Origin of the sequence: Streptomyces sp. NPDC048248 (genome assembly GCF_043201875.1) — a bacterium.
In the GTDB taxonomy this organism is placed as follows: Bacteria; Actinomycetota; Actinomycetes; order Streptomycetales; family Streptomycetaceae; genus Streptomyces.
In genome coordinates, this window is record NZ_JBICZL010000008.1 from 60,143 (window position 1) to 81,303 (window position 21,161).

The following is a 21,161-nucleotide window of genomic DNA, read 5'->3' on the forward strand; positions in this document are numbered from 1 at the left end:
GCCGGCCCGGGCAGGCTCCGAGCGGGGTCCGCACAGCCCTGTCTGCCCCGCTACCCCTAGCGCGGCGCCCCGGACCCGAACCTCCGCAGCAGCGGTGAGAGCACCAGCACGGACTTCGTCCGCTCCACGAACGGCTCGCCCGCGATCCGCTCCAGGACCCGCTCGAAGTGCCGCATGTCGGCGGCGAAGACCTGGACGATGGCGTCCGCCTCACCGGTGACGGTGGAGGCGGACGCCACTTCCGGGTAGCGCGACAGGCCGCGGTGGATCGCCTCCGGCGAGGTGTTGCGGCTGCAGTAGAGCTCGATGAAGCCCTCGGTCTCCCAGCCGAGCGCGGCCGGATCGACCCGCACCGTGAAGCCGGTGATGGCCCCGTCGGCCCGCAGCCGGTCCACCCTGCGCTTGACGGCCGGCGCGGACAGGCCGACCTCTTGGCCGATGTCGGCGTAGCTGCGCCGGGCGTCCTCGGCGAGGGCGTGGACGATGCGTTCGTCGAGATCGTTCAGTCGCACTGCGGGTGGATCACTTCTCTGCCGTGGCCAATCGGGACCGGCGCATGCCGTATCCGAAGTAGACCACAAGGCCCACGGCCATCCAGACGCCGAAGACCACCCAGGTCACGACGTCCAGGCTGCCCATCATGTAGACGCACAGCGCGAAGCCGATCACCGGGAACAGCGGGGAGAGCGGCGTACGGAAGGATCGCGGCATGTCCGGCCGGGTGCGGCGCAGCACGATCACCGCGACGTTGACCAGGCCGAAGGCGAAGAGGGTGCCGATGCTGGTGGCGTCGGCCAGCTGGCCCAGCGGCACCGCCGCGGCGAGCACACCGCAGAAGAGCGAGACGATCACGGTGTTGGCCCGCGGCGCGCCGCTCTTGGGGTGCACCTTGGAGAACACCTTCGGCACCAGGCCGTCCCGGGACATCGCGAAGAGGATGCGGGTCTGGCCGTACAGCACGGTCAGCACGACGCTGGCGATGGCGACGACCGCGCCGACGGCCAGCAGCACCGCCCAGATGTTCTGCCCGGTGACCTCCTTCATGATCCCCGCGAGCGCCGCCTCCGAGCCCTCGAACTGCTTCCAGGGCAGCGCGCCCACGGCGATGGCCGCGACCAGGCAGTACAGGGCGGTGACGATCACCAGCGAGAGCATGATCGCGCGCGGCAGATCGCGCTGCGGGTTCTTGGCCTCCTCACCGGCCGTGGAGGCCGCGTCGAAGCCGATGTAGGAGAAGAAGAGGGTGGCGCCTGCGGCACTGACGCCCGCCATGCCCATCGGCATGAAGTCGGCGTAGTTGCCGGACTTCACTCCCTGCACCGCGACGCCGCAGAACAGCAGCAGCGCGAGGATCTTGACGGCGACCATGATGGTGTTCGCGCGGGCGCTCTCCTTGGCACCGCCCAGCAGGAAGACCATCGCGAGCATCACGACGAGCAGGGCCGGCAGATTGAAGATGCCGCCGTCGCCCGGAGGGGCGGAGAGCGCGTCGGGAATGGTGAATCCCAGGGTCCCGTCGAGCAGTTCGTTGAGGTACTGGCCCCAGCCGACGGCGACCGCAGCGACCGAGACGCCGTACTCCAGGATCAGACACCATCCGCAGACCCAGGCGATCAGCTCACCGAGAGTGGCGTAGGCGTAGGAGTAGGACGACCCCGAGACCGGGATGCTGCCGGCCAGCTCCGCGTAGGACAGGGCGGAGAACAGGGCGGTGATGCCGGCGATGACGAACGAGATGACGACGGCGGGCCCGGCGTCCGGAACCGCCTCGCCGAGGACGACGAAGATGCCGGTGCCGAGCGTGGCACCGATGCTGATCATGGTCAGCTGCCACATGCCCATCGAACGGCGGAGCGTTCCGCCCTCACCCTGGCCCCCTTCGGCGACCAGCCGCTCGACCGGCTTGCGTCGCATCAGCCGGGTGCCGAGACCTCCGGCGGAGGGCGGCCGCGGATCGCGGTTCCCTCCGGGTGGGGCTGCGCCGTGCTCCAACACTGGGGTGGCTCCTTCATCGCTGCCGGTCAGATGACGGCGACCGACGGCGGGTGCATGCGCGGGCAGGGCAGAACAGCCCGCTGCAGGAGACCGCCGAGCAGGCGGTCACCGCCACTCCACGTACAGCGCTTGACCTTACGGGCCGCCCCTGACCTGCCGTAATGCAGGTTCCTTGCGCAACCGCGGCCGATCGTTGCGCACCGGCGCGGGCGACGGTGGTTCGTTGCGCCCCGCCCGGCGCCCACCGAGCATACGAACTCCCGGCCACCGTCGGAAATCGGCCACGGCCCGACGGCCCGGAACACCCTGAACGGCAGCGGCCCCGCACCGTGATCGGTGCGGGGCCGGCGGAGCGTACGCGGGCGAGGCTCTGCCCAGGGGGCCGACAGCGGCCCCCGACGGGTCAGTTCCAGCTGTCGTGCAGCGGCTTGCCCTCGGCGTAACCGGCGGCGCTCTGCACGCCGATCACGGCCTTCTCGGCGAACTCCTCCAGGGATCCCGCACCGGCGTAGGTGCAGGAGCTGCGGACACCCGCGATGATCGAGTCGATCAGGTCCTCGACACCGGGGCGGGACTGGTCGACGAACATCCGCGAGGTGGAGATGCCCTCCTCGAAGAGACCCTTGCGGGCCCGGTCGTAGGCGGACTCCTCGCTCGTACGGTTGCGCACCGCACGCGCGGAGGCCATGCCGAAGCTCTCCTTGTACGGACGGCCGTCGGCGGTGTGCTGGAGGTCGCCGGGCGATTCGAGCGTGCCGGCGAACCAGGAGCCGATCATCACGTTGGACGCGCCTGCGGCCAGTGCCATCGCCACATCACGCGGGTGGCGCACGCCACCGTCGGCCCAGACGTACTTGCCGAACTTCTTGGCCTCGGCCGCGCACTCCCGCACCGCGGAGAACTGCGGGCGTCCGACACCGGTCATCATGCGGGTGGTGCACATCGCGCCGGGGCCCACTCCGACCTTGATGATGTCCGCGCCGGCCTCGACGAGGTCGCGCACGCCCTCAGCGGCGACGATGTTGCCCGCCACGATCGGGACCTGCGGGTCCAGCGCCCGGACGGCCTTCACCGCGGCGATCATGGACTCCTGGTGGCCGTGCGCGGTGTCCACGACGAGGGTGTCCACGCCCGCGTCCAGCAGTGCCTTCGCCTTGCCCGCCACATCGCCGTTGATACCGACGGCTGCCGCGATGCGCAGGTTGCCGTCCGCGTCGGTGGCCGGGGTGTAGAGGGTGGCGCGCAGGGCCCCCTTGCGGGTCAGGATGCCGACGAGCATGCCGTCCTTGTCGACCGCGGGGGCGAGCTTGCGGTTCGCGGCGTCCAGGCGGTTGAAGGCGTCCCGCGGGTCGATGTCCGCGTCCAGCACCAGCAGGTCCTTGGACATGACCTCGGAGACCTGGGTGAAGCGGTCCACACCGGCCAGGTCGTGCTCGGTGACGACGCCGACGGGCCGGCCGCCCTCGACGACGATGCCCGCGCCGTGCGCCCGCTTGTGGAGCAGCGACAGGGCGTCCGCGACGGTCGCGATCGGCGCCAGCACGATTGGGGTGTCCAGGACGAGATGACGGCGCTTGACCCACGTCACGACCTCGGTGACGACGTCGATCGGGATGTCCTGCGGGATGACCACGAGGCCGCCACGGCGGGCCACCGTCTCGGCCATCCGGCGGCCGGCGATCGCGGTCATGTTGGCGACCACCAGCGGAATCGTCGTGCCGGACCCGTCGGGGGAGGAGAGATCCACGCCCTGGCGGGATCCCACCGCGGAGCGGCTGGGCACCATGAACACGTCGTCGTACGTCAGGTCGTAGGGCACCGAAGAACTCTCTTCGAGGGCGCCGTTCTTCGGATTCAGGAATCGCATACCGCCAGGATACGGGCCCTGACCAGCACTCATGCGATTGTCCGACCACTCGGTGAGCCGTGTGTGTGATCTGCCGAACGGCCGTCACCCTGCGGTACGGAATGCCCGTCCACCCCTCACCCAGGGGTATCGCAGGCCCCCTGCCCCGCTCCCGCCTCCCGCTCCCCGAACGCGGGCCCGGCACCCTGCGTCGGCCGCCCCCGGGCCATGATCACGGCCAGTGCCGTGTCCGTGCCGCGCCAGTACCCGACCGCGTCCGCCAGGACGCCCTCCACGATGCTCCAGTCCTCCGGCGCCGCGGCCGCGTACCCCTGCCAGCCCGTCATCACCAGGAGCCGGCCGCGGTCCGTGGGGCACCACGACAGGTCGGTGAGGCAGTCGGCGAGCGCGTCCCAGTTGCGTCCGAACCAGTCGGGCAGCCGCAGCGACCGGGCGCAGCGGGCCATGAACCCGTCCTTGTCCAGAACCCCTTCGAGATCGAGGGTCGCGCCGCTCCAGCCCGCGTCCCGCGCCGCACACAGGGCGTCCGAAACCGCGCGGTCGGGGGGCCAGGGCAGCACCCCCGCGGGTGTACTGCCGTCGAGCACCGCCGCGAGCGGCCTGGGCACAGAACCCGTCATCGGAGCACCGCCTTGAACGTCCGGTAGTGGTCATCGGTGTAGTACGTCTCATGGCTCTCGCCCGTGATGAGACGGCGGGCGCCACGGTCCCGCGAACCCGGCGTGGGGACGGTGTACTCGTGGTAGTGGCCGCGCGGCTGACGGGGCAGCAGCCGCTCGTAGTTGCCGAAGACGGCCCCGTCCTGCGCGTACGGGTAGGGCCCGCCGGCGTCGATGCGCCTCAGGGTGTCCTGCGCCTGGGCGGGGAGCCGGTCGGCCGGCACGCGGGGCATCCCCTTCGCCCAGGCCGGTACGTCGGACGGGGCGGACCCGCCGGAGGAATCCGTACCGGCGGCGCCGGTGGCGGACGGCGACGATCCGTGTGAACTCCCGTTGCCGACCTCGCTCGTGGCGCAGCCGGTGAGCGCCAGAAGCAGCCCGGCGAGCAGCGCGCCGAGAACGGCTGCGGCACGGCGCGGGGCGGTACGGATCACCATGGCGCCGATGCTGTCACAGCAGCGCCCGAGCCGCCCGCCGGTGCCGCCGCGCGCAACCGCGAAAGCGCCCTCCGGACACGAGGGGCCGCCGCTGCTGGGGGAAACGAATCGGCCGGCGACGGGCCGCACGCCCGCCGCCGGCCGGTGACTCATGTCCCCGGGCCCTACCGGACCTTCACGCCCCGTCAGGATCCGTCCGGTCGAGGGCGGGGCGCGTGCCGGGGCCCGTCTCCAGGAGCAGGTGATCGGCGGCGGCGGTGTCCGTCACCAGGCTCGTGACCAGCCCGGAGCGCAGCACCGCACCGATCGCTGCGGCCTTGCGGGCTCCGCCGGCGATCGCGACGACCTCGGGGATGCGGCGCAGTCGGTCCGCCTCGACGGTGATGCAGCGCTCGCCGAGGTCCCGCCCGATCCGGCGCCCCTCGGCGTCGAAGAGATGCGCGGACATCTCGGCCGCGGCGCCGAGCGAGGCGTAGTGCTCCCGCTCCTGCTCCGACAGCATGTCGTAGACGGTCGAGACGCCCGGCTCCCAGGAGCCGATGGAGACGCAGGCGACGGTGACCTTGTCGAAGTACTCGAACGCGCGGGCGATCCCGGTCTGGCCGCGCAGCGCTGCGGCGGTCGCCGAGTCGGGCAGCAGCATCGGCGCGTAGATCGGGTGGGCCTCGCCGCCGGAGACGTCCGCGGCCCGGCGGACCGCTTCGACCGACCCGCGGTCGGCGGTGCCCGCGTCGTAGACGCCGGTCAGCTGTACGACGGTGCAGGGCGGGAGCCGGTGCAGCGCGGCCGCCATGTGGATGGTCGACCGGCCCCATGCCAGGCCGAGCACATCCCCCTCGGCAACCAGCTCGCCCAGGAGGTCGGCCGCCACCTCGCCGAGGTTCTCCGGGTCGGCGGCGTCCTCGGACGCGTCAGCGGGCGACTCGACGACGACCGCGTGCCGCAGGCCGTAGCGGGCGCGCAGGGCATCGGAGCGTTCGGCGTCCAGTTCCGAGGGCACACGGATCTCGATCCGTACGAGATCACGCTCCAGGGCCGTCTCCAGCACGCGGGCGACCTTGAACCGGCTGACGCCGAACTCCTCCGCGATCTGGATCTTCGACTTGCCCTCGAGATAGAAACGGCGGGCCATGGCCGCGGCCTGCACCAGCTCGGCAGGGCCCATTCCGGACTGTGGGCGGCTGGCTACCACGAAATTCTCCCCTTTGGCGCATCTGATCGAGTCTTTGCTCATCCTTTCAGAAACCCGTGGTCGGCGGGGACCATGGCCGCCCCGGCGGGCGTGAACGCTCGATGGCGCGCCGAGGAGAACCAGGCCAACCAGGCGCGCGACCACCGAAACCGGCCGTGCGCCCGCCCGCTGAGACCGCCACGGGTCCGGACGGACCGCATCCGTCCGGAAAGGACAACCGCCCGTCCAACGACGGACGGAGTGTGGAAGGCGGCCGCCCGTCATCGGCGAGGACCGGTGACGGGCGGCTCGGCATTCCGAGGGGCCTGGCGTCAGTGCGCGCAGCCCCAGCCGGCGGCCGTCGCCTTCTCCGCCTTGTCCCGCAGCTCCCGGACCGCCTTCGCGGGATCCTGCGCGCCGTACACCGCGGAGCCCGCGACGAAGACGTCCGCGCCTGCCTCCGCGCACCGCTCGATGGTGTCGGCCGAGACCCCGCCGTCCACCTGCAGCCACATCTCCAGGCCGTGCCGGGAGATCAGCTCACGGGTGCGGCGGATCTTCGGCAGCATGATGTCCAGGAACGCCTGGCCGCCGAACCCGGGCTCCACCGTCATGATCAGCAGCATGTCGAGCTCGGGGAGCAGGTCCTCGTACGGCTCGATCGGCGTGGCCGGCTTGAGCGCCATGGAAGCCCGCGCACCCTGCGACCGGATCTCCCGGGCGAGACGCACCGGCGCCGCCGCGGCCTCGGCATGGAAGGTGACAGAACCGGCCCCCGCCTCGATGTACCGAGGCGCCCAGCGGTCCGGGTCCTCGATCATCAGGTGCAGGTCGAGAGGGGTGTCCGTCGCCTTGCTCAGCGACTCGACGACCGGAACGCCGAGCGTGAGGTTCGGGACGAAGTGGTTGTCCATCACGTCGACGTGGAGCCAGTCGGCGCCCTCGACGGCCTTCGCCTCCTCGGCGAGGCGGGAGAAGTCCGCGGACAGGATGCTGGGGTTGATCAAGGCCATGCCCCCCAGTATGGCGCGGCCTGCCCCGCCCAAGAGAAGCGGGCGGCGTAACGCTCGAACCGCTCGACGATCCGTACGGCAGAAGCGGGCACTCCGCACCCGCTTGACCGCTCGACCCGCCCAACACTCTGAGAACGACCCTTAACGGACATATCAACATATTTCGTATTAGCCTCTTGTCACTGCACGAAGCGGATCTCTCGCAGAACGCAACCGCTCAATTGATGGAGGAGTAATGCGCAACCTTCGCAAGGCTGCCGTCGTGGCCGCCGCTCTCGCCAGCGTCAGCTTCCTCGGCGCCGGCACGGCCTCGGCCCAGCCGGCGCATGACGGCTATTGCAAGTCGCACGACCTGAATGTCGCTCTCCTCAATGACATCGGGATCGCCAACGGCATTGCGGGCAACCTGATCAACGGCGAGGGAGACCCGGGTGGGCAGGACACCCACGTGGGCTCGATCATGGGCTGCGGCGGGGGCCACGGTCACTGAGCAACGGCAGCAGCGTAGGTAGATGACCATGAGCCTCGGCGCCCGCCACCAAGGACGGGCGCCGAGGCCCATTTGTCGATTCATCGACCGCGCAGGGAAAGGAAGGCTCCCCCGCCGACGACCTCAGCTGACAGCCCATCGCGCAGACACCCGCGACGAACTGTCGCCGCCTCAGGCCGTTCGCCGCAACAGAGCCAGATACATCGCGTCCGTGCCGTGCAGATGCGGCCAGAGCTGCACGTCCGGCCCGTCGCCGAGAACCGGCACATCAGGCATCAGCGGCCGCGCGTCGATCCACTCGACCTCGACGGCCGGACCGCCCCGCCCCTTGATGACGTCCTCCACCACGGCCCGCGTCTCGGCCGGGTGCGGCGAGCACGTCGCGTAGCCGACGACGCCGCCCACCCGCACCGCCGCCAGCGCCTGCCGCAGCAGCTCGCGCTGGAGCGGCGCGAAGCCGTCCAGGTCTTCGGGGCGGCGGCGCCAACGAGCCTCCGGCCTGCGGCGTAGCGCTCCCAGACCGGTGCACGGCACATCCACCAGCACCCTGTCGAAGGCGCCGGGCCGCCAGGACGGACGGGTGCCGTCGGCGGCGATGACCTGATACGGACCGGGATTGCCTTCGAGCGTCTTGGCCACCAGGCGGGCACGATGCGGCTGCTTCTCGGATGCCAGCAACGCGGCACCACGCTGCGCGGCGAGCGCTGCCAGCAGTGCGGCCTTGCCGCCGGGGCCCGCGCAGCCGTCAAGCCAGGCCTTGTCACGGCCCTCGACGGGCGCGTTCGCCAGCGCGATCGCGACGAGCTGACTGCCCTCGTCCTGCACACCGGCACGCCCCTCACGGACGGCGTCCAGCGCTCCCGGCTCGCCACCCTCGGCGAGCCGCACCGCGTACGGGGACCAGCGCCCCGGCAGCGCGCTGTCCTCGCCGACGGTGTCCAGCAGCTCCTGCGCGGTCGCACGGCCCGGACGCGCCACCAGGGTCACCTCGGGGCGCTCGTTGTCCGCCTCCAGCAGGTCCTCGATGCCCGCGCGCCCGCCGCCGAGGGCATCCCACAGGGCGGAGACGATCCAGCGGGGGTGCGCGTGCACGATGCCGAGGTGGTCCTCGGGATCCGCGTCGTAATCGGGGGCGACCCGCTCCAGCCAGCCGTCCAGGTCGTGCGCCGCCACCTTGCGCAGTACGGCGTTGACGAACTTCGCCCGCCCGTCGCCGAGCACCACCCGCGCCAGCTCGACGCTCGCGCTGACGGCGGCGTGTGTCGGAATGCGGGTCCCGAGAAGCTGGTGCGAGCCGAGTGTCAGCACGTCCAGCACCGGCGGGTCGACCTCGCGCAGCGGCCGGTCCACGCACTGCGCGATGATCGCGTCGTACGTCCCCTGGCGGCGCAGCGTTCCGTAGACCAGCTCCGTCGCCAGCGCCGCGTCCCGGTTGTCGAAGTCGCCCTTCTCCCGTGCCTTGCGCAGCAGGGGCGGGAGCACGAGGTTCGCGTACGCGTCCCGCTCGTCCACGGCCCGCAGTGCCTCGAACGCGAGGATCCTGACCGGGTCCTTCTGCGGGCGGCGATAGGGCTTGCTGGGGCGACGACGCGGCTGCTCAGTCACAGAAAAGGTGCTCCGGATACGAGAGGAGAGGTGCGTCCCCAGCCTACGCGGAGGCCCGCGAGGGCACGCGTCGGGACGGGGCGCCACGGGCAGGCGCCCTCCCCCACCCGGCCCGCAACCGATCCCGAGGTCGTGGTGTCCGGCAGGGCGCATCTTCACGGAGCGGGGGCGGAGGGGAGGGGCCCGGTGCGGGCCCGCTGTGCCGAATCGGGTCTTCCGCGACCCGGCCGCCGCCCCGCCGTCGGCGTCAGTCCCCCAGGTGCTCCCCGGCCTCGATCCGGACCCCACGCGCCCAATCGGCGCCCTTCATCGGCTTCTTGCCCTGCGGCTGGACCCAGACGAGTTCGACGGCGTGGCTCCCCGTACCGACGTACACCGCCCGCTTCGTCACGGCGAGTTCACCGGGGGCGAGGCCCAACTCCGCGTGCTGCGCGGCCGAGGTGGCCGTCATCAGCTTCAGGCGCTCGCCGCGGAAGACCGTCCACGCGCCCGGCGCGGGAGCGCAGCCACGGATCACCCGGTCGACGCGCAGGGCCGGCGCCGTCCAGTCCACCTTGGCGTCCTCCACCTCGATCTTCGGCGCGAGCGAGATGCCCTCGGCCGGCTGCGGCACGGAGCGCAGGGTGCCGTCCTCGATGCCGTCCATCGTCGCGGCCAGCAGTCCGGAGCCGGCGAACGCCAGGCGGGTCAGCAGGTCCCCGCTGGTGTCCGTGGGCCGGACCTCTTCGGTCAACACACCGTAAACGGGGCCGGAGTCCAGCCCCTCCTCGATCTGGAACGTCGAGGCGCCGGTCACCTCGTCACCGGCCAGCACCGCGTGCTGGACGGGCGCCGCGCCGCGCCACGCGGGGAGCAGCGAGAAGTGCAGGTTGACCCACCCCTTCGCGGGAATGTCGAGCGCGGCCTTCGGCAGCAGCGCCCCGTAGGCGACCACCGGACAGCAGTCCGGCGCGATCTCCCGCAGCCTGGCCAGGAAGTCCTCGTCCCGCGGCTTGGCGGGCTTGAGCACCTCGATGCCCGCCTCCTCCGCACGCTCAGCGACGGGGCTGGCGACCAACCGACGCCCACGCCCCGCGGGCGCGTCCGGCCTGGTCACAACGGCCACGACATCGTGCCTGTCCGAGGCGATCAGGGCATCGAGGGCGGGTACGGCGACCTCGGGGGTGCCGGCGAAGACGAGCCTCATGGGTGGCGCACTACCTCTCACACGCAACGGAACGACACACCAGTCTAGGGGGCGCGGGCCCGGCGGCCGGTCGGTGACTCCCACCGTCGCTCAAGGGGGCGTGCGGTCCTGCCCGCGCCCCGCGTGGAAGCTCGTACGCCCCCATACCGTGACCAGAGCCGCTGCTGCCGCGTTGGTCAAACAGCATTGACCTTGATCGGGCGGTATCACGGCCCGGTCGTCATCACCCTTCCTTTCCACGCCGGTTCGAGAGGCTTGCTCATGGCCGACCACGCAACCCACGACGCCCAGGCGCGCGCCAGCCTGCATCTCCTGGTGCGGGACATCGAGCGGGTCCGCCGGCAGGTGGACGCGCTGCGCACGCTGACCGCTCAGCTCGGCAACGTCTACCGGCCACGGCGGACGGGCCCCTCCGCGGGGTTCGTCGTCTACGGACGCGCACCCGCACCGACGGTGCGCCTCGCCCAGGAGCTGCGGGACAGCGTCGAGACACTCGTCACGGCGGCGGTCGACTTCGACCGTTCCCTGGGCTTCTCGTGGGACGCGGTGGGTTCTGCGCTCGGCGTCACCAAGCAGGCGGTGCACCGCCGCTACGGCGCCCGTCGCGCCGCCGCCCAACCCGCTGTCGACGGAGGCGAGTCGGCAGTTCGTTCGCCCGAGGCCCCCGCGCCCCGCGCCGTGACCGTGGCCGCGGGCATGCCCGGTACGCCGCCCGTCCCCGCCCGCTCCCTGCCCGCCCAGCCGTCCGCGGCCACCAGGGAAGATGCTCGATCCGGTGCCTTCCCCGGCCCCCGTAACGGCTGACGCCGACACCGACGCCGGGAGCAGCACTCCCCGACGCTCGCCAACGCCCCGGGACCGCCCGCCGACACCGGTCCCGGGGCGGCGCCATATCCGCAAGAGGTTCGGGGCCTTGAGGTGTGAATTCCCTGTACGAGTGACGGCTCGACGCCTTACCCGTACGGGAGATGAGTGGCAAGGCCCGCCAACTCCCGGGAGGCGGTGGTCAATCCGTTCTCGTATGGATCGGATCACGGCACCTCGGCGGGGTGATCGAACCGGCACCGGAACCCACGAGCAGCTCCGTCGACAGAGGCGCGTACGGTGCGCGTCGGGCCCGACCGCGGGCATCGGCCCCGAGGCTCGGCAGTCACTCCGCAACGGACAACAGCCGGCGACCCGGCGCCCGCCCCGCCCTCAGCCGAGGTCCGGTGGGTCGATCCGTACCCGCACCGGCTCCCCCTCGCGCTTGACCAGCCGCGCTGCGCGCGCGGCCTTGAGAGCCGCGGCGAGGGCGGCACCCTGCCCCGGGCGGACACGTACGAGAGCGCGCTCCCACACCTCCCCCGGCGGCGGGTCACCCGGCCGACGGGGGCGGCCCGGGTCGGGTACCGGCAGCGGTACCGGACCCAACACCTCGGCACCCTGCGGGAGTTGCGCCGCCTTCAGCAGCTCGACGACATCGTCGCCACGGCCGGCCACCGAGGCCATCCTCGACACCGGCGGAAAGCCCAGCTCCGCCCGCTCGGCCAGCTCACGCACCGCATGCCCGGCCGGATCCCAGCGCACCAGCGCCTGGACGGGACGCAAGGTCGCCTCCGCGATGACGGCGACCGTACCGCCGTCGGACTGACCGCGGACCAGCGCGGCGGCGCTCAGCCAGCGGCGCAGCGCCTCCTCCCCCGCCCGGAGGTCGGGCCGCCCGAGCAGCGCCCAGCCGTCCAGCAGCAGTGCCGCGGCATACCCGGCGCCCTCGGCCACCGGCTCCGCGCCCGGGGTGCTCACCACCAGGGCGGGGGCACCGGGCACCGACGTCAGTACGTGGTCGCGGCCCGAGGTGCGCACCGGGACGGCAGGGAACGCCCGGCCCAGCTCCTCCGCCGTCCGCCGCGCCCCCACGATCTGGGCCCGCAGCCGGACGCCACCGCAGTCCGCGCAGTGCCAGTCGGGCTCAGCGCGACCGCACCAGGCGCAGGCCAGCTCGCCGGCGTCCTGCGACTCCAGGGGCCCGGCGCAGGCCCGGCAGCGGGCCGGGGCCCGGCACCGCTCGCACGCCAGCCGAGGGGCGTACCCGCGGCGCGGGACCTGAACGAGCACCGGTCCGCGCTGCAGTCCCTCCCGCACCACCTGCCACGCCATCGTCGGCAGCCGGGCGGCCCGGGCCGCGGCGTCCCGCGCCTCGTCGGCGTCGCCGACCGTACGCACCATCGGGGCCGCGGCCCGCACCTGCTCCCGGTCAGCGGCGAGGGGCCGCGCCCAGCCGGTCTCGACGAGCTGGGCCGCCTCGACCGTGCAACTCAGCCCACCCAGCAGGAATCCGGCGCGCTCGTTGACCGACCGCTGGATCAGCACCTCGCGGGCGTGCGGTTGCGGGGCGTGCGGGTCGCTGTGGCTGGCGTCGCCGTCGTCCCACAGGGCGACCAGGCCCAGATCGGCCACCGGTGCGAACATCGCGGCGCGAGTCCCGATCACTGCGCGTACGGAGCCACGGCTGACCGCGAGCCACCGGCGGTAGCGCTCCTCGGGGCCGGAATCGGCGGTGAGCAGGACATGCCTGCCCTCCCCGACCAGCTCGCCGAGCGCCGCGTCGACCCGCGCCGCGGCCCGACCGTCGGGCACCACGACAAGCGCGCCACGCCCCGAGGCCAAGGCCGCGGCCACCGCCCGCGCCAGCTCCTGCGGCCAGGTCGGGCCGGGCAGTGCCGTCCATACAGCGCGCGGCGCATCCCCGCGCGCCAGGGCCGTCAAAAACCCGGCCCCCGCCGCATACCGCTCCCAACTGCCGGGGTCCGGTGGCGCGTTGGGAGGCAGCGGGGCGGGCGACGGCTTGGCCTCCGCGCGCGCCCGACGGGGCGGCACCGCCAGCTGGACCACATCGGCGAGGGTGCCGGCATACCGGTCCGCGACGGACCGGCACAACGTCAGCAGCTCGGGCGTCAGCACCCGCTCGGTCGACAGCACCTGCGCGAGAGGGGCGAGCACCCCGCGGTAGTCACTCTCCGCGGCCCGCTCCACGATGAACCCGCTGACCAGCTTGCCGCCCTCGCGGCGGCCGCCCTTCTCCCCCGCCCCGAACCGCACCCGCACCCGCACCCCGGGCTGGGCCTCGGCGTCCATGGCGGCGGGCACCGCGTAGTCGAAATAGCGGTCGAGGTGCACCAGCCCCTTGTCCACCAGCACCCGCGCCACCGGAAGCCCGGCGGCCAGCTCCGCGCCTCGCCAGGTCCGCGGCTTCGCGCGCTCCGCCTTGGTCTCGCGCACGGTCTCCCGGATGAGGGCCAGTTGCTCGCCCCCACCCGACTCCGCCCCCGCCTCCGGTCGCCCGTTCTGCCTGCTCACAGCATCAGTCCTATCAGACGCCTATGACAACGCCCGGTCACGCTCCACAGCCTCGACGCCCCCGCACATCACCGCAGTCGGACACCCGCCGTCCCGAGAGCGGGACACCACGGACCACGGCAGCCGAGGCGACCGCCTCACCAGGCCCGGCCCCACTTTCGTCCACGGCACGGCCCTCGCGGAAGCCATTCCATGGCGGCTCCCTCAACAGCCCGCCCGGACGGACCTCAGACGCCCGCCGGAGGGCAGGGCTCGCGCCGCATGCTCCACAGCGTCGGTCCGCCCCCCGGCAGTCGCATCTCCTCGCGCACGCTGAAGCCGAAGTGCCCGTAGAAGGGGAGGTTGGACGGCTTGGAGGACTCCAGAAGGACGGGCAGGCCCGCCGCGTCGGCCTTGGCCAGCCCCGAGCGCAGCAGGGCGGCCCCGTGTCCCCGGCCCTGGGCGGCCGGATCGGCACCGATGACCGCCAGGTACCAGTGAGCTTCCTGCGGAGCATGCTCGGCGGCCGCCTCGACGGTGTCACGGAACAGCAGCGCCCGGTCGCCGAGGATGTCCTTGAGTTCCTGGACGGTCTCCGCGTCGGGAACGGTCTTGGCCTGCCCCTCCGGGGGGACCCAGAAGGCGGCAGCGGCCTCGGTACGCTCGCACACCCCGTGGTGGACGTACTGCCGGCTGAAGAGTGTGGTGAAGTACCGGTCCATCCCCGCCCCGCGAACGGAAGCATCGGGGAAGAACCAGCGCATCATCGGGTCGTCGTCGAAGCGCGGGCCAGGGTACGGCTGACCAGGTGAGCGTCGTCGAGCGTCGCCATCTTCGGGGTGGCCGTTATCGGCATGCGGATCATTCTGCCCCCTGATGATCTCCGACGGGCTGCGGATGCTCCGCTCGCCGCGGCCAAGGGACCGGGTCGATGGGTGACCGTCCCCGGCAGCAGAAAGCCCACGGCCCGGACCGATCGGTCCGGGCCGTGGGGTATGCCGTGCGGCAGGGCGTGCCTAGAGGCCGGCGGCCTTCTGCAGCGCCTCGACGCGGTCGGTGCGCTCCCAGGTGAAGTCCTCCAGCTCACGGCCGAAGTGGCCGTAGGCAGCGGTCTGGGAGTAGATCGGGCGGAGCAGGTCGAGGTCGCGGATGATCGCGGCCGGACGGAGGTCGAAGACCTCGCCGATGGCCTGCTCGATCTTGTCCGTGTCGACCGTGGCCGTGCCGAAGGTCTCGACGAACAGGCCGACGGGCTCCGCCTTGCCGATCGCGTAGGCCACCTGGACCTCGCAGCGGGAGGCCAGGCCGGCCGCGACGACGTTCTTGGCGACCCAGCGCATGGCGTAGGCGGCCGAGCGGTCGACCTTGGACGGGTCCTTGCCGGAGAAGGCGCCGCCACCGTGCCGGGCCATGCCGCCGTAGGTGTCGATGATGATCTTGCGGCCGGTCAGACCGGCGTCGCCCATCGGGCCGCCGATCTCGAAGCGGCCGGTCGGGTTCACCAGCAGGCGGTAGCCGTCGGTGTCCAGCTTGATGCCGTCCTCGACGAGCTGGTTGAGCACGTGCTCGACGACGAACTCGCGGATGTCCGGAGCGAGCAGCGAGTCCAGGTCGATGTCCGAGGCGTGCTGCGAGGAGACCACGACGGTGTCCAGCCGCACGGCCTTGTGGCCGTCGTACTCGATGGTGACCTGGGTCTTGCCGTCGGGGCGCAGGTAGGGGATGGTCCCGTTCTTGCGCACCTCGGACAGGCGCGTGGACAGGCGGTGCGCGAGATTGATCGGGAGCGGCATCAGCTCCGGGGTCTCGTCGCAGGCGTACCCGAACATCAGGCCCTGGTCGCCGGCTCCCTGCTTGTCCAGCTCGTCCTCGTCACCCTCGACCCGCTTCTCGTACGCGGTGTCGACGCCCTGGGCGATGTCCGGGGACTGCGAGCCGATGGAGACCGAGACACCACAGGAAGCGCCGTCGAAGCCCTTCTTGGACGAGTCGTAGCCGATGTCGAGAATCTTGTTGCGCACAAGGTTCGGGATGTCGGCGTACGCCTTCGTCGTCACCTCGCCGGCCACATGCACCAGGCCGGTGGTGATCAACGTCTCCACGGCGACCCGGGATGTCGGGTCCTCCTTGAGGAGTGCGTCGAGAATCGTGTCGCTGATCTGGTCAGCGATCTTGTCGGGGTGGCCCTCGGTGACGGACTCCGAGGTGAACAGGCGGCGGGACACATCGCTCCCTGGGGTTGCAGCGGCTGCTGGCTGATCATTGGCGGAAGGGCCGAGAGCTGCGCTCGGCCCGATCCACGGCCAGTTTATCGGTCGTAGGTGACGTTGGGGCACGCAGTCTCGATTTATGGACCCCCGTGACCTGGGACACCATGGCTCACGGTAGGACGATCACCTTGAGAAACGGTTGGGTCAAGGGGGCGCACCGGCAGTCGTGCGGTGAATACGGCGTAACGGGGAACTCAGGGACAGGGCTCGGCAAGTCGCGCCGTCACCAGGTCCCACACGGTTTCGGCCAGCGCTTCCTTGGGCCCGTAGGGCACCGGGGTCTCGCTCCCGTCGGCGGCGAGGACGACCGCCTCGTTCTCCGCGGAGCCGAAGGCCTTGTGCTCCCCGACCTCGTTGACGACCAGCAGGTCACAGCCCTTTCGGGCGAGCTTGGCGCGTCCGTTGTCAAGGACATTGTCGGTCTCGGCGGCGAAGCCGACCACGAGCTGGCCCGGCCGGGCGCGATCGGCGGAAATCTCGGCGAGGATGTCCGGATTACGAACCAGGGTGACCGGATCCGGCTCCTGTCCGTCCTGCTTCTTGATCTTGCCGGTGGCATAGACGGCCGGTCGGAAATCGGCGACCGCGGCCGCCATGACCACCGCGTCGGCGTCCGCCGCGGCCTTCAGTACGGCCTCCCGGAGCTGGACGGCCGTCCCGACGCGCACGACATCGACCCCGGCGGGATCGGGCAGCTCGGTGTTGCCGGCGACGAGCGTGACACGGGCGCCGCGGGCCGCCGCGATCCCGGCGAGGGCGTAGCCCTGCTTGCCCGAGGAACGGTTGCCCAGGTAGCGCACGGGGTCCAGCGGCTCGCGGGTGCCACCGGCACTGATCACGACATGACGGCCGGCCAGGTCCTGCGTCAGCGCCCGCGCGCCCCGGGCCAGCACCCGGCTGCAGAGCTCGAAGATCTCGACCGGGTCGGGGAAGCGGCCCTTGCCGGTGTCCACGCCGGTCAGCCGGCCGACCGCGGGCTCGATGACGACGGCGCCACGACGGCGCAGGGTGGCGACGTTCTCCTGCGTGGCGGGGTGCTCCCACATCTCGGTGTGCATCGCCGGGGCGAAGACCACCGGACAGCGCGCGGTGAGCAGCGTATTCGTCAGCAGATCGTCGGCGAGTCCGTGGGCGGCCTTGGCCAGCAGGTCCGCGGTGGCGGGGGCCACCACGACGAGGTCGGCCGCCTGGCCGATGCGGACGTGCGGGACCTCGTGGACGGATTCCCAGACCTCGGTGGAGGCCGGGTTGCCGGACAGCGCCGACCAGGTGGCCTCGCCGACGAAGTGCAGCGACGCCGCGGTCGGCACCACCCGTACGTCGTGGCCGGACTCGGTCAGCCGCCGCAGCAGCTCGCACGCCTTGTACGCGGCGATCCCGCCGCTGACCCCCAGGACGACCTTGGGCTTGTCCCGCTCCCGCATGTCCATCGCTTCGCTGCTCCCCGAGCTAGGTCCGTCCGTACGGTGACATACCAAGGGCCCGGCAGACGCTCCCCCAGCTTGGACGCTGACAGGTGCCCCCACCGGGCCCTCGGTGTGCAGATGGTGCTGCTTACTGAGCCGGGCCCTCGATGGCCTCGGAGGTCAGCAGACCCGCGTTGATCTCGCGGAGCGCGATCGACAGGGGCTTCTCGTGGACGTGCGTGTCGACGAGCGGGCCGACGTACTCGAGCAGGCCCTCGCCGAGCTGCGAGTAGTACGCGTTGATCTGACGCGCGCGCTTGGCGGCGTAGATCACAAGGCTGTACTTCGAGTCGGTGGCCTCGAGAAGCTCATCAATTGGCGGGTTGATGATGCCCTCGGGTGCGGTCATGGAAGAGGACACTCTCTACCTTCCGAAGGGGGATGAAGCGGGTGCAACGCAAAAATCTTGGGCGGTCTGGAGGTCCGCGGGGTCAGCCGCTGTTCTTCTGGTCCCCAGGTCGACGCAGCATCAAGGCTAGCAGCTCACGGCTGACGTCCTCGACGGAGGTGTTGACAAGGGTCACATCGAACTCTTTCTCCGCGGCCAGCTCGACCCTCGCGGCCGCCAGGCGGCGCTCGATGACCTCGGGGGCCTCGGTGCCCCGCCCGGTGAGCCGGCGGACCAGCTCCTCCCAGCTCGGCGGCGCCAGGAAGACCAGCTCCGCCTCCGGCATGGTCTCGCGGACCTGGCGGGCGCCCTGCAGATCGATCTCCAGCAGGACCGGCTCCCCGGACTCCAGGTGGTCCAGGACCGCCTGGCGCGGGGTGCCGTAGCGGTTGCCCGCGAACTCCGCCCACTCCAGCAGCTCACCGTTGGCGATGAGCTTGTCGAATTCCTCGTCCTCGACGAAGAAATAGTGGATGCCGTGCCGTTCCCCGGGGCGCGGCTTGCGGGTGGTGGCCGAAACCGAGAGCCAGACCTCGGGGTGGACTTTGCGCAGATGAGCGACGACCGTGCTCTTGCCGACCCCCGAGGGGCCGGAGAGCACGGTCAGTCGCGGACGAGCGTCCGGGGGCGCGGGGGTCGTCCCCCGGGATGTTGCAGCCATGGGGCGATTATTCCAGCTTCCCGGTGGTGCCGGGAAACTCAGGAAGCCGGGCTGCCGAACTCGCGCTCCAGCGACGCGATCTGGTTGGAGCCAAGACCCCGTACGCGGCGGCTCTCGGAGATCCCGAGCCGCTCCATGATCTGCTTGGCGCGGACCTTGCCTACGCCGGGCAGGGACTCCAGCAGGGCGGAGACCTTCATCTTGCCGATGACGTCGTTCTCCTGGCCCTGCTTGATGACCTCATGGAGGGATGCACCGGAGTGCTTGAGCCGATTCTTGACCTCGGCGCGCTCCCGGCGAGCCGCGGCGGCCTTCTCGAGCGCGGCTGCGCGCTGTTCAGGGGTAAGGGGCGGAAGAGCCACGCCTACGTCACCTCGGATGTCGAACTGTCGGATACGGACCGGTGTGGAACCTAGTCGCCCCGCACCTGCGGAGCAACGAGCAACGCGCTTACGTGCAGTGCTCTCGACGGAGACTAGCGGCCGATGGCGCCAGAGTCAGCGAGAACAGACGAAAAGTCCTGGTCAGACTCTGCTGACCAGGACAATTCGGGATCAAACCTACGGCTGAAGGACCGCCGCGTGCACTTCGTCGGCGAACTGCGCCGCGGCCGCGCGCAGTGCGGCGATGTCCGGGCCGTGCCGAAGCACCCCTCGGCTGACGCTCGGGACGACGTTGCGCACCGCACTTCCGAAGACCGCCGGGAGGTCGGCGGGGGTGGCGCCCTGGGCGCCGATGCCGGGCGCGAGGAGCGGGCCGTTGATCGCCAGGTTGAACGACGAGAGATCGCCGAGCGTGGCACCGACCACCGCGCCGAAGGAGCCCAGCGGCTCGGCGCCGGCGTTCTCGGCCGCGAGGTGGGCGAGCATCGTGGCGGCGACGGAGGAGCCGTCGGACCGTACGGCCCGTTGGACCTCCTGCCCCTCCTCGTTGGACGTGAGAGCGAGCGTGAACAGACCGCAGCCGTGCTCGCGGGCGAGATCCACCGCGGGGCGCAGCGATCCGTAGCCCAGGTAGGGACTGACCGTGACGGCGTCCGAGAACAGCGGGGAGGCCGGGTCGAGGTAGGTGGCGGCGTAGGCGGCCATGGTCGAGCCGATGTCGCCGCGCTTGGCGTCCATGACGACCAGCGCGCCGCGCTCCCGCGCCTCCTCGACCGCCGTCTCCAGGACGGCGACGCCGCGGGAGCCGAAGCGTTCGAAGAAGGCGGACTGCGGCTTGAGGACGGCGACGCGGTCGGCCAGCGCCTCGACGACGGTACGGGTGAACCGTGCCAGGCCCGCCACGTCGTCGTTCAGGCCCCAGTCGGCCAGCAGCGAGGCATGCGGGTCGATGCCGACGCAGAGCGGGCCACGCTCGTCCATGGCGCGGCGCAGCCGGGCCCCGAAGGCCGGCGGGGACTGCCGCGGCCCGGAGGGCGCCGTCGAGGGGCTGTGGTCGGGCGCGGGGCCGGCCGTCATGCGGTCACCTTCTTGTGCTCGGCGCCGACGGCGTCGGCGAGGGTGGCGTACGGGCTGTTGCGCAGCCGGGCGGCCAGGCCCTTGTGCAGGGCGCGGCACCAGAAGGGGCCCTCGTAGATGAAGGCGCTGTAGCCCTGGACCAGGGTGGCACCGGCCAGGATGCGCTGCCAGGCGTCCTCGGCGGTTTCGATGCCGCCGACCCCGATGAGGGTGATCCGGTCGCCCACACGGGCGTACAGGCGGCGCAGCACCTCCAGGGAGCGCTCCTTGACGGGTGCGCCGGACAGGCCGCCGGTCTCGGCCACCAGGGCCGGCTCGGAGGTCAGGCCGAGACCGTCGCGGGCGATGGTGGTGTTGGTGGCGATGATGCCGGCCAGGCCGAGCTCGACGGCGAGGTCGGCGACGGCGTCGATGTCCGCGTCGGCGAGGTCCGGGGCGATCTTGACCAGCAGCGGGACCCGGCGGTCGGTGACCGTGCGGTCGGCGGCCTCGCGGACGGCGGTCAGCAGCGGGCGCAGGTGGTCGACGGCCTGGAGGTTGCGCAGGCCCGGGGTGTTCGGGGAGGAGACGTTGACGACCAGATAGTCGGCGTGGGCGGCGAGTCGCTCGGTGGAGGTGACGTAGTCGCCGACCGCCTCTTCCTCCGGAACGATCTTGGTCTTGCCGATGTTGACCCCGACGGTGGTCCGGAAGACCGGGTTGCGGGCGGCCAGACGGGCCGCCACGGCCGCGGAGCCCTCGTTGTTGAAGCCCATGCGGTTGATGAGCGCGCGGTCCGGCACCAGCCGGAACAGGCGCTTCTTGGGGTTGCCCGGCTGTGGCAGGGCGGTCACGGTGCCGATCTCGACGTGGTCGAAGCCGAGCATCGTCATGCCGTCGATGGCGACGGCGTTCTTGTCGAAGCCGGCGGCCAGGCCGAAGGGGCCGTGCATCCGCAGGCCAAGGGCCTCGGTGCGCAGCTCCTTGTGGCGCGGCGCGAGGGCGGCCGCGACGAAGGTGCGCAGGACCGGGACGCGGGCGACGCGGCGGATCCAGGCGAAGGCCAGGTGGTGGGCCTGCTCCGGGTCCATCCGCTGGAAGAAGAGCTTGAAGAACAGCTGATACATGGCGTGCCTTCCACGCGAGAGAGCGGGCGCGAGCGGGTGCGGGACGGATCGGTCCCGGAAGGGCCCCGG

Annotated in this window: 19 protein-coding genes and 1 pseudogene; 2 read left to right on the forward strand and 18 right to left on the reverse strand. The window is 71.7% G+C overall.

The genetic code is table 11. The features are described 5' to 3' along the window. Positions 1-56: 56 nt before the first annotated feature. The 7 genes from ACGFZW_RS18405 to rpe all read right to left on the reverse strand — a co-directional run bounded on the left by ACGFZW_RS18405 (position 57) and on the right by rpe (position 7,142). Complete coding sequence (locus ACGFZW_RS18405; protein WP_393894181.1) at positions 57-512, reverse strand: Lrp/AsnC family transcriptional regulator; 456 nt, start codon at positions 510-512, stop codon at positions 57-59. Between the two features lie 10 nt (positions 513-522). Beyond that, positions 523-1,995: an amino acid permease gene (locus ACGFZW_RS18410; protein WP_393894182.1), complete on the reverse strand. Its 1,473-nt coding sequence runs from the start codon at positions 1,993-1,995 to the stop codon at positions 523-525. Positions 1,996-2,398: 403 nt separating this feature from the next. Continuing rightward, positions 2,399-3,862: a GuaB1 family IMP dehydrogenase-related protein gene (locus tag ACGFZW_RS18415; protein ID WP_393894183.1), complete on the reverse strand. Its 1,464-nt coding sequence runs from the start codon at positions 3,860-3,862 to the stop codon at positions 2,399-2,401. A 116-nt stretch (positions 3,863-3,978) separates the two neighbouring features. Next, complete coding sequence (locus ACGFZW_RS18420; protein WP_393894184.1) at positions 3,979-4,482, reverse strand: barstar family protein; 504 nt, start codon at positions 4,480-4,482, stop codon at positions 3,979-3,981. Then, positions 4,479-4,958, reverse strand: a complete 480-nt coding sequence (locus ACGFZW_RS18425; protein ID WP_393894185.1) for a ribonuclease domain-containing protein — start codon at positions 4,956-4,958, stop codon at positions 4,479-4,481. The genes ACGFZW_RS18420 and ACGFZW_RS18425 overlap by 4 nt, the downstream gene beginning before the upstream one ends. Positions 4,959-5,133: 175 nt before the next feature. Further along, the gene (locus ACGFZW_RS18430; protein WP_393894186.1) at positions 5,134-6,123 is read right to left on the reverse strand and encodes a sugar-binding transcriptional regulator; all 990 of its coding nucleotides are present in this window, start codon (positions 6,121-6,123) and stop codon (positions 5,134-5,136) included. Between the two features lie 338 nt (positions 6,124-6,461). Next, a complete protein-coding gene (gene rpe / locus ACGFZW_RS18435; protein WP_393894187.1) occupies positions 6,462-7,142 on the reverse strand; it encodes a ribulose-phosphate 3-epimerase in 681 nt (226 codons plus the stop codon). A gap of 235 nt (positions 7,143-7,377) precedes the next feature. On the opposite strand from rpe, the gene ACGFZW_RS18440 reads away from it, so the two are divergent. Further along, positions 7,378-7,632, forward strand: coding sequence for a hypothetical protein (locus ACGFZW_RS18440; protein WP_393894188.1), 255 nt, complete (start codon positions 7,378-7,380; stop codon positions 7,630-7,632). Positions 7,633-7,803: 171 nt separating this feature from the next. On the opposite strand, the gene ACGFZW_RS18445 is transcribed toward ACGFZW_RS18440, so the two are convergent. Together ACGFZW_RS18445 and fmt are read right to left on the reverse strand one after the other, a co-directional pair. Next, positions 7,804-9,237: an RsmB/NOP family class I SAM-dependent RNA methyltransferase gene (locus ACGFZW_RS18445; protein ID WP_393894189.1), complete on the reverse strand. Its 1,434-nt coding sequence runs from the start codon at positions 9,235-9,237 to the stop codon at positions 7,804-7,806. A gap of 247 nt (positions 9,238-9,484) precedes the next feature. Next, positions 9,485-10,423, reverse strand: coding sequence for a methionyl-tRNA formyltransferase (fmt, locus tag ACGFZW_RS18450; protein WP_393894190.1), 939 nt, complete (start codon positions 10,421-10,423; stop codon positions 9,485-9,487). Positions 10,424-10,684: 261 nt separating this feature from the next. On the opposite strand from fmt, the gene ACGFZW_RS18455 reads away from it, so the two are divergent. Then, complete coding sequence (locus ACGFZW_RS18455) at positions 10,685-11,227, forward strand: hypothetical protein (protein ID WP_393894191.1); 543 nt, start codon at positions 10,685-10,687, stop codon at positions 11,225-11,227. Between the two features lie 393 nt (positions 11,228-11,620). On the opposite strand, the gene ACGFZW_RS18460 is transcribed toward ACGFZW_RS18455, so the two are convergent. The 9 genes and pseudogenes from ACGFZW_RS18460 to ACGFZW_RS18500 form a co-directional block, all read right to left on the reverse strand. Then, entirely contained in the window at positions 11,621-13,762 is a 2,142-nt protein-coding gene (locus ACGFZW_RS18460) for a primosomal protein N' (protein WP_393894192.1), read from the reverse strand. A 227-nt stretch (positions 13,763-13,989) separates the two neighbouring features. Continuing rightward, positions 13,990-14,597: pseudogene (locus ACGFZW_RS18465) on the reverse strand (GNAT family N-acetyltransferase). Positions 14,598-14,757: 160 nt separating this feature from the next. Continuing rightward, complete coding sequence (metK, locus tag ACGFZW_RS18470; RefSeq protein ID WP_393894193.1) at positions 14,758-15,966, reverse strand: methionine adenosyltransferase; 1,209 nt, start codon at positions 15,964-15,966, stop codon at positions 14,758-14,760. Between the two features lie 239 nt (positions 15,967-16,205). Then, complete coding sequence (gene coaBC / locus ACGFZW_RS18475) at positions 16,206-17,441, reverse strand: bifunctional phosphopantothenoylcysteine decarboxylase/phosphopantothenate--cysteine ligase CoaBC (RefSeq protein ID WP_393894194.1); 1,236 nt, start codon at positions 17,439-17,441, stop codon at positions 16,206-16,208. Between the two features lie 124 nt (positions 17,442-17,565). Beyond that, positions 17,566-17,838 (reverse strand): DNA-directed RNA polymerase subunit omega, encoded by a 273-nt coding sequence (gene rpoZ, locus ACGFZW_RS18480; protein ID WP_017242218.1) that lies wholly within the window; start codon positions 17,836-17,838, stop codon positions 17,566-17,568. A gap of 70 nt (positions 17,839-17,908) precedes the next feature. Then, positions 17,909-18,526, reverse strand: a complete 618-nt coding sequence (gene gmk, locus ACGFZW_RS18485) for a guanylate kinase (RefSeq protein WP_393894195.1) — start codon at positions 18,524-18,526, stop codon at positions 17,909-17,911. Between the two features lie 38 nt (positions 18,527-18,564). Next, positions 18,565-18,888 (reverse strand): integration host factor, encoded by a 324-nt coding sequence (locus ACGFZW_RS18490; protein ID WP_043263484.1) that lies wholly within the window; start codon positions 18,886-18,888, stop codon positions 18,565-18,567. A 198-nt stretch (positions 18,889-19,086) separates the two neighbouring features. Further along, the gene (pyrF, locus tag ACGFZW_RS18495; RefSeq protein WP_393894196.1) at positions 19,087-19,986 is read right to left on the reverse strand and encodes an orotidine-5'-phosphate decarboxylase; all 900 of its coding nucleotides are present in this window, start codon (positions 19,984-19,986) and stop codon (positions 19,087-19,089) included. After that, a complete protein-coding gene (locus ACGFZW_RS18500; RefSeq protein WP_393894197.1) occupies positions 19,983-21,092 on the reverse strand; it encodes a quinone-dependent dihydroorotate dehydrogenase in 1,110 nt (369 codons plus the stop codon). The genes pyrF and ACGFZW_RS18500 overlap by 4 nt, the downstream gene beginning before the upstream one ends. Positions 21,093-21,161: the final 69 nt, after the last annotated feature.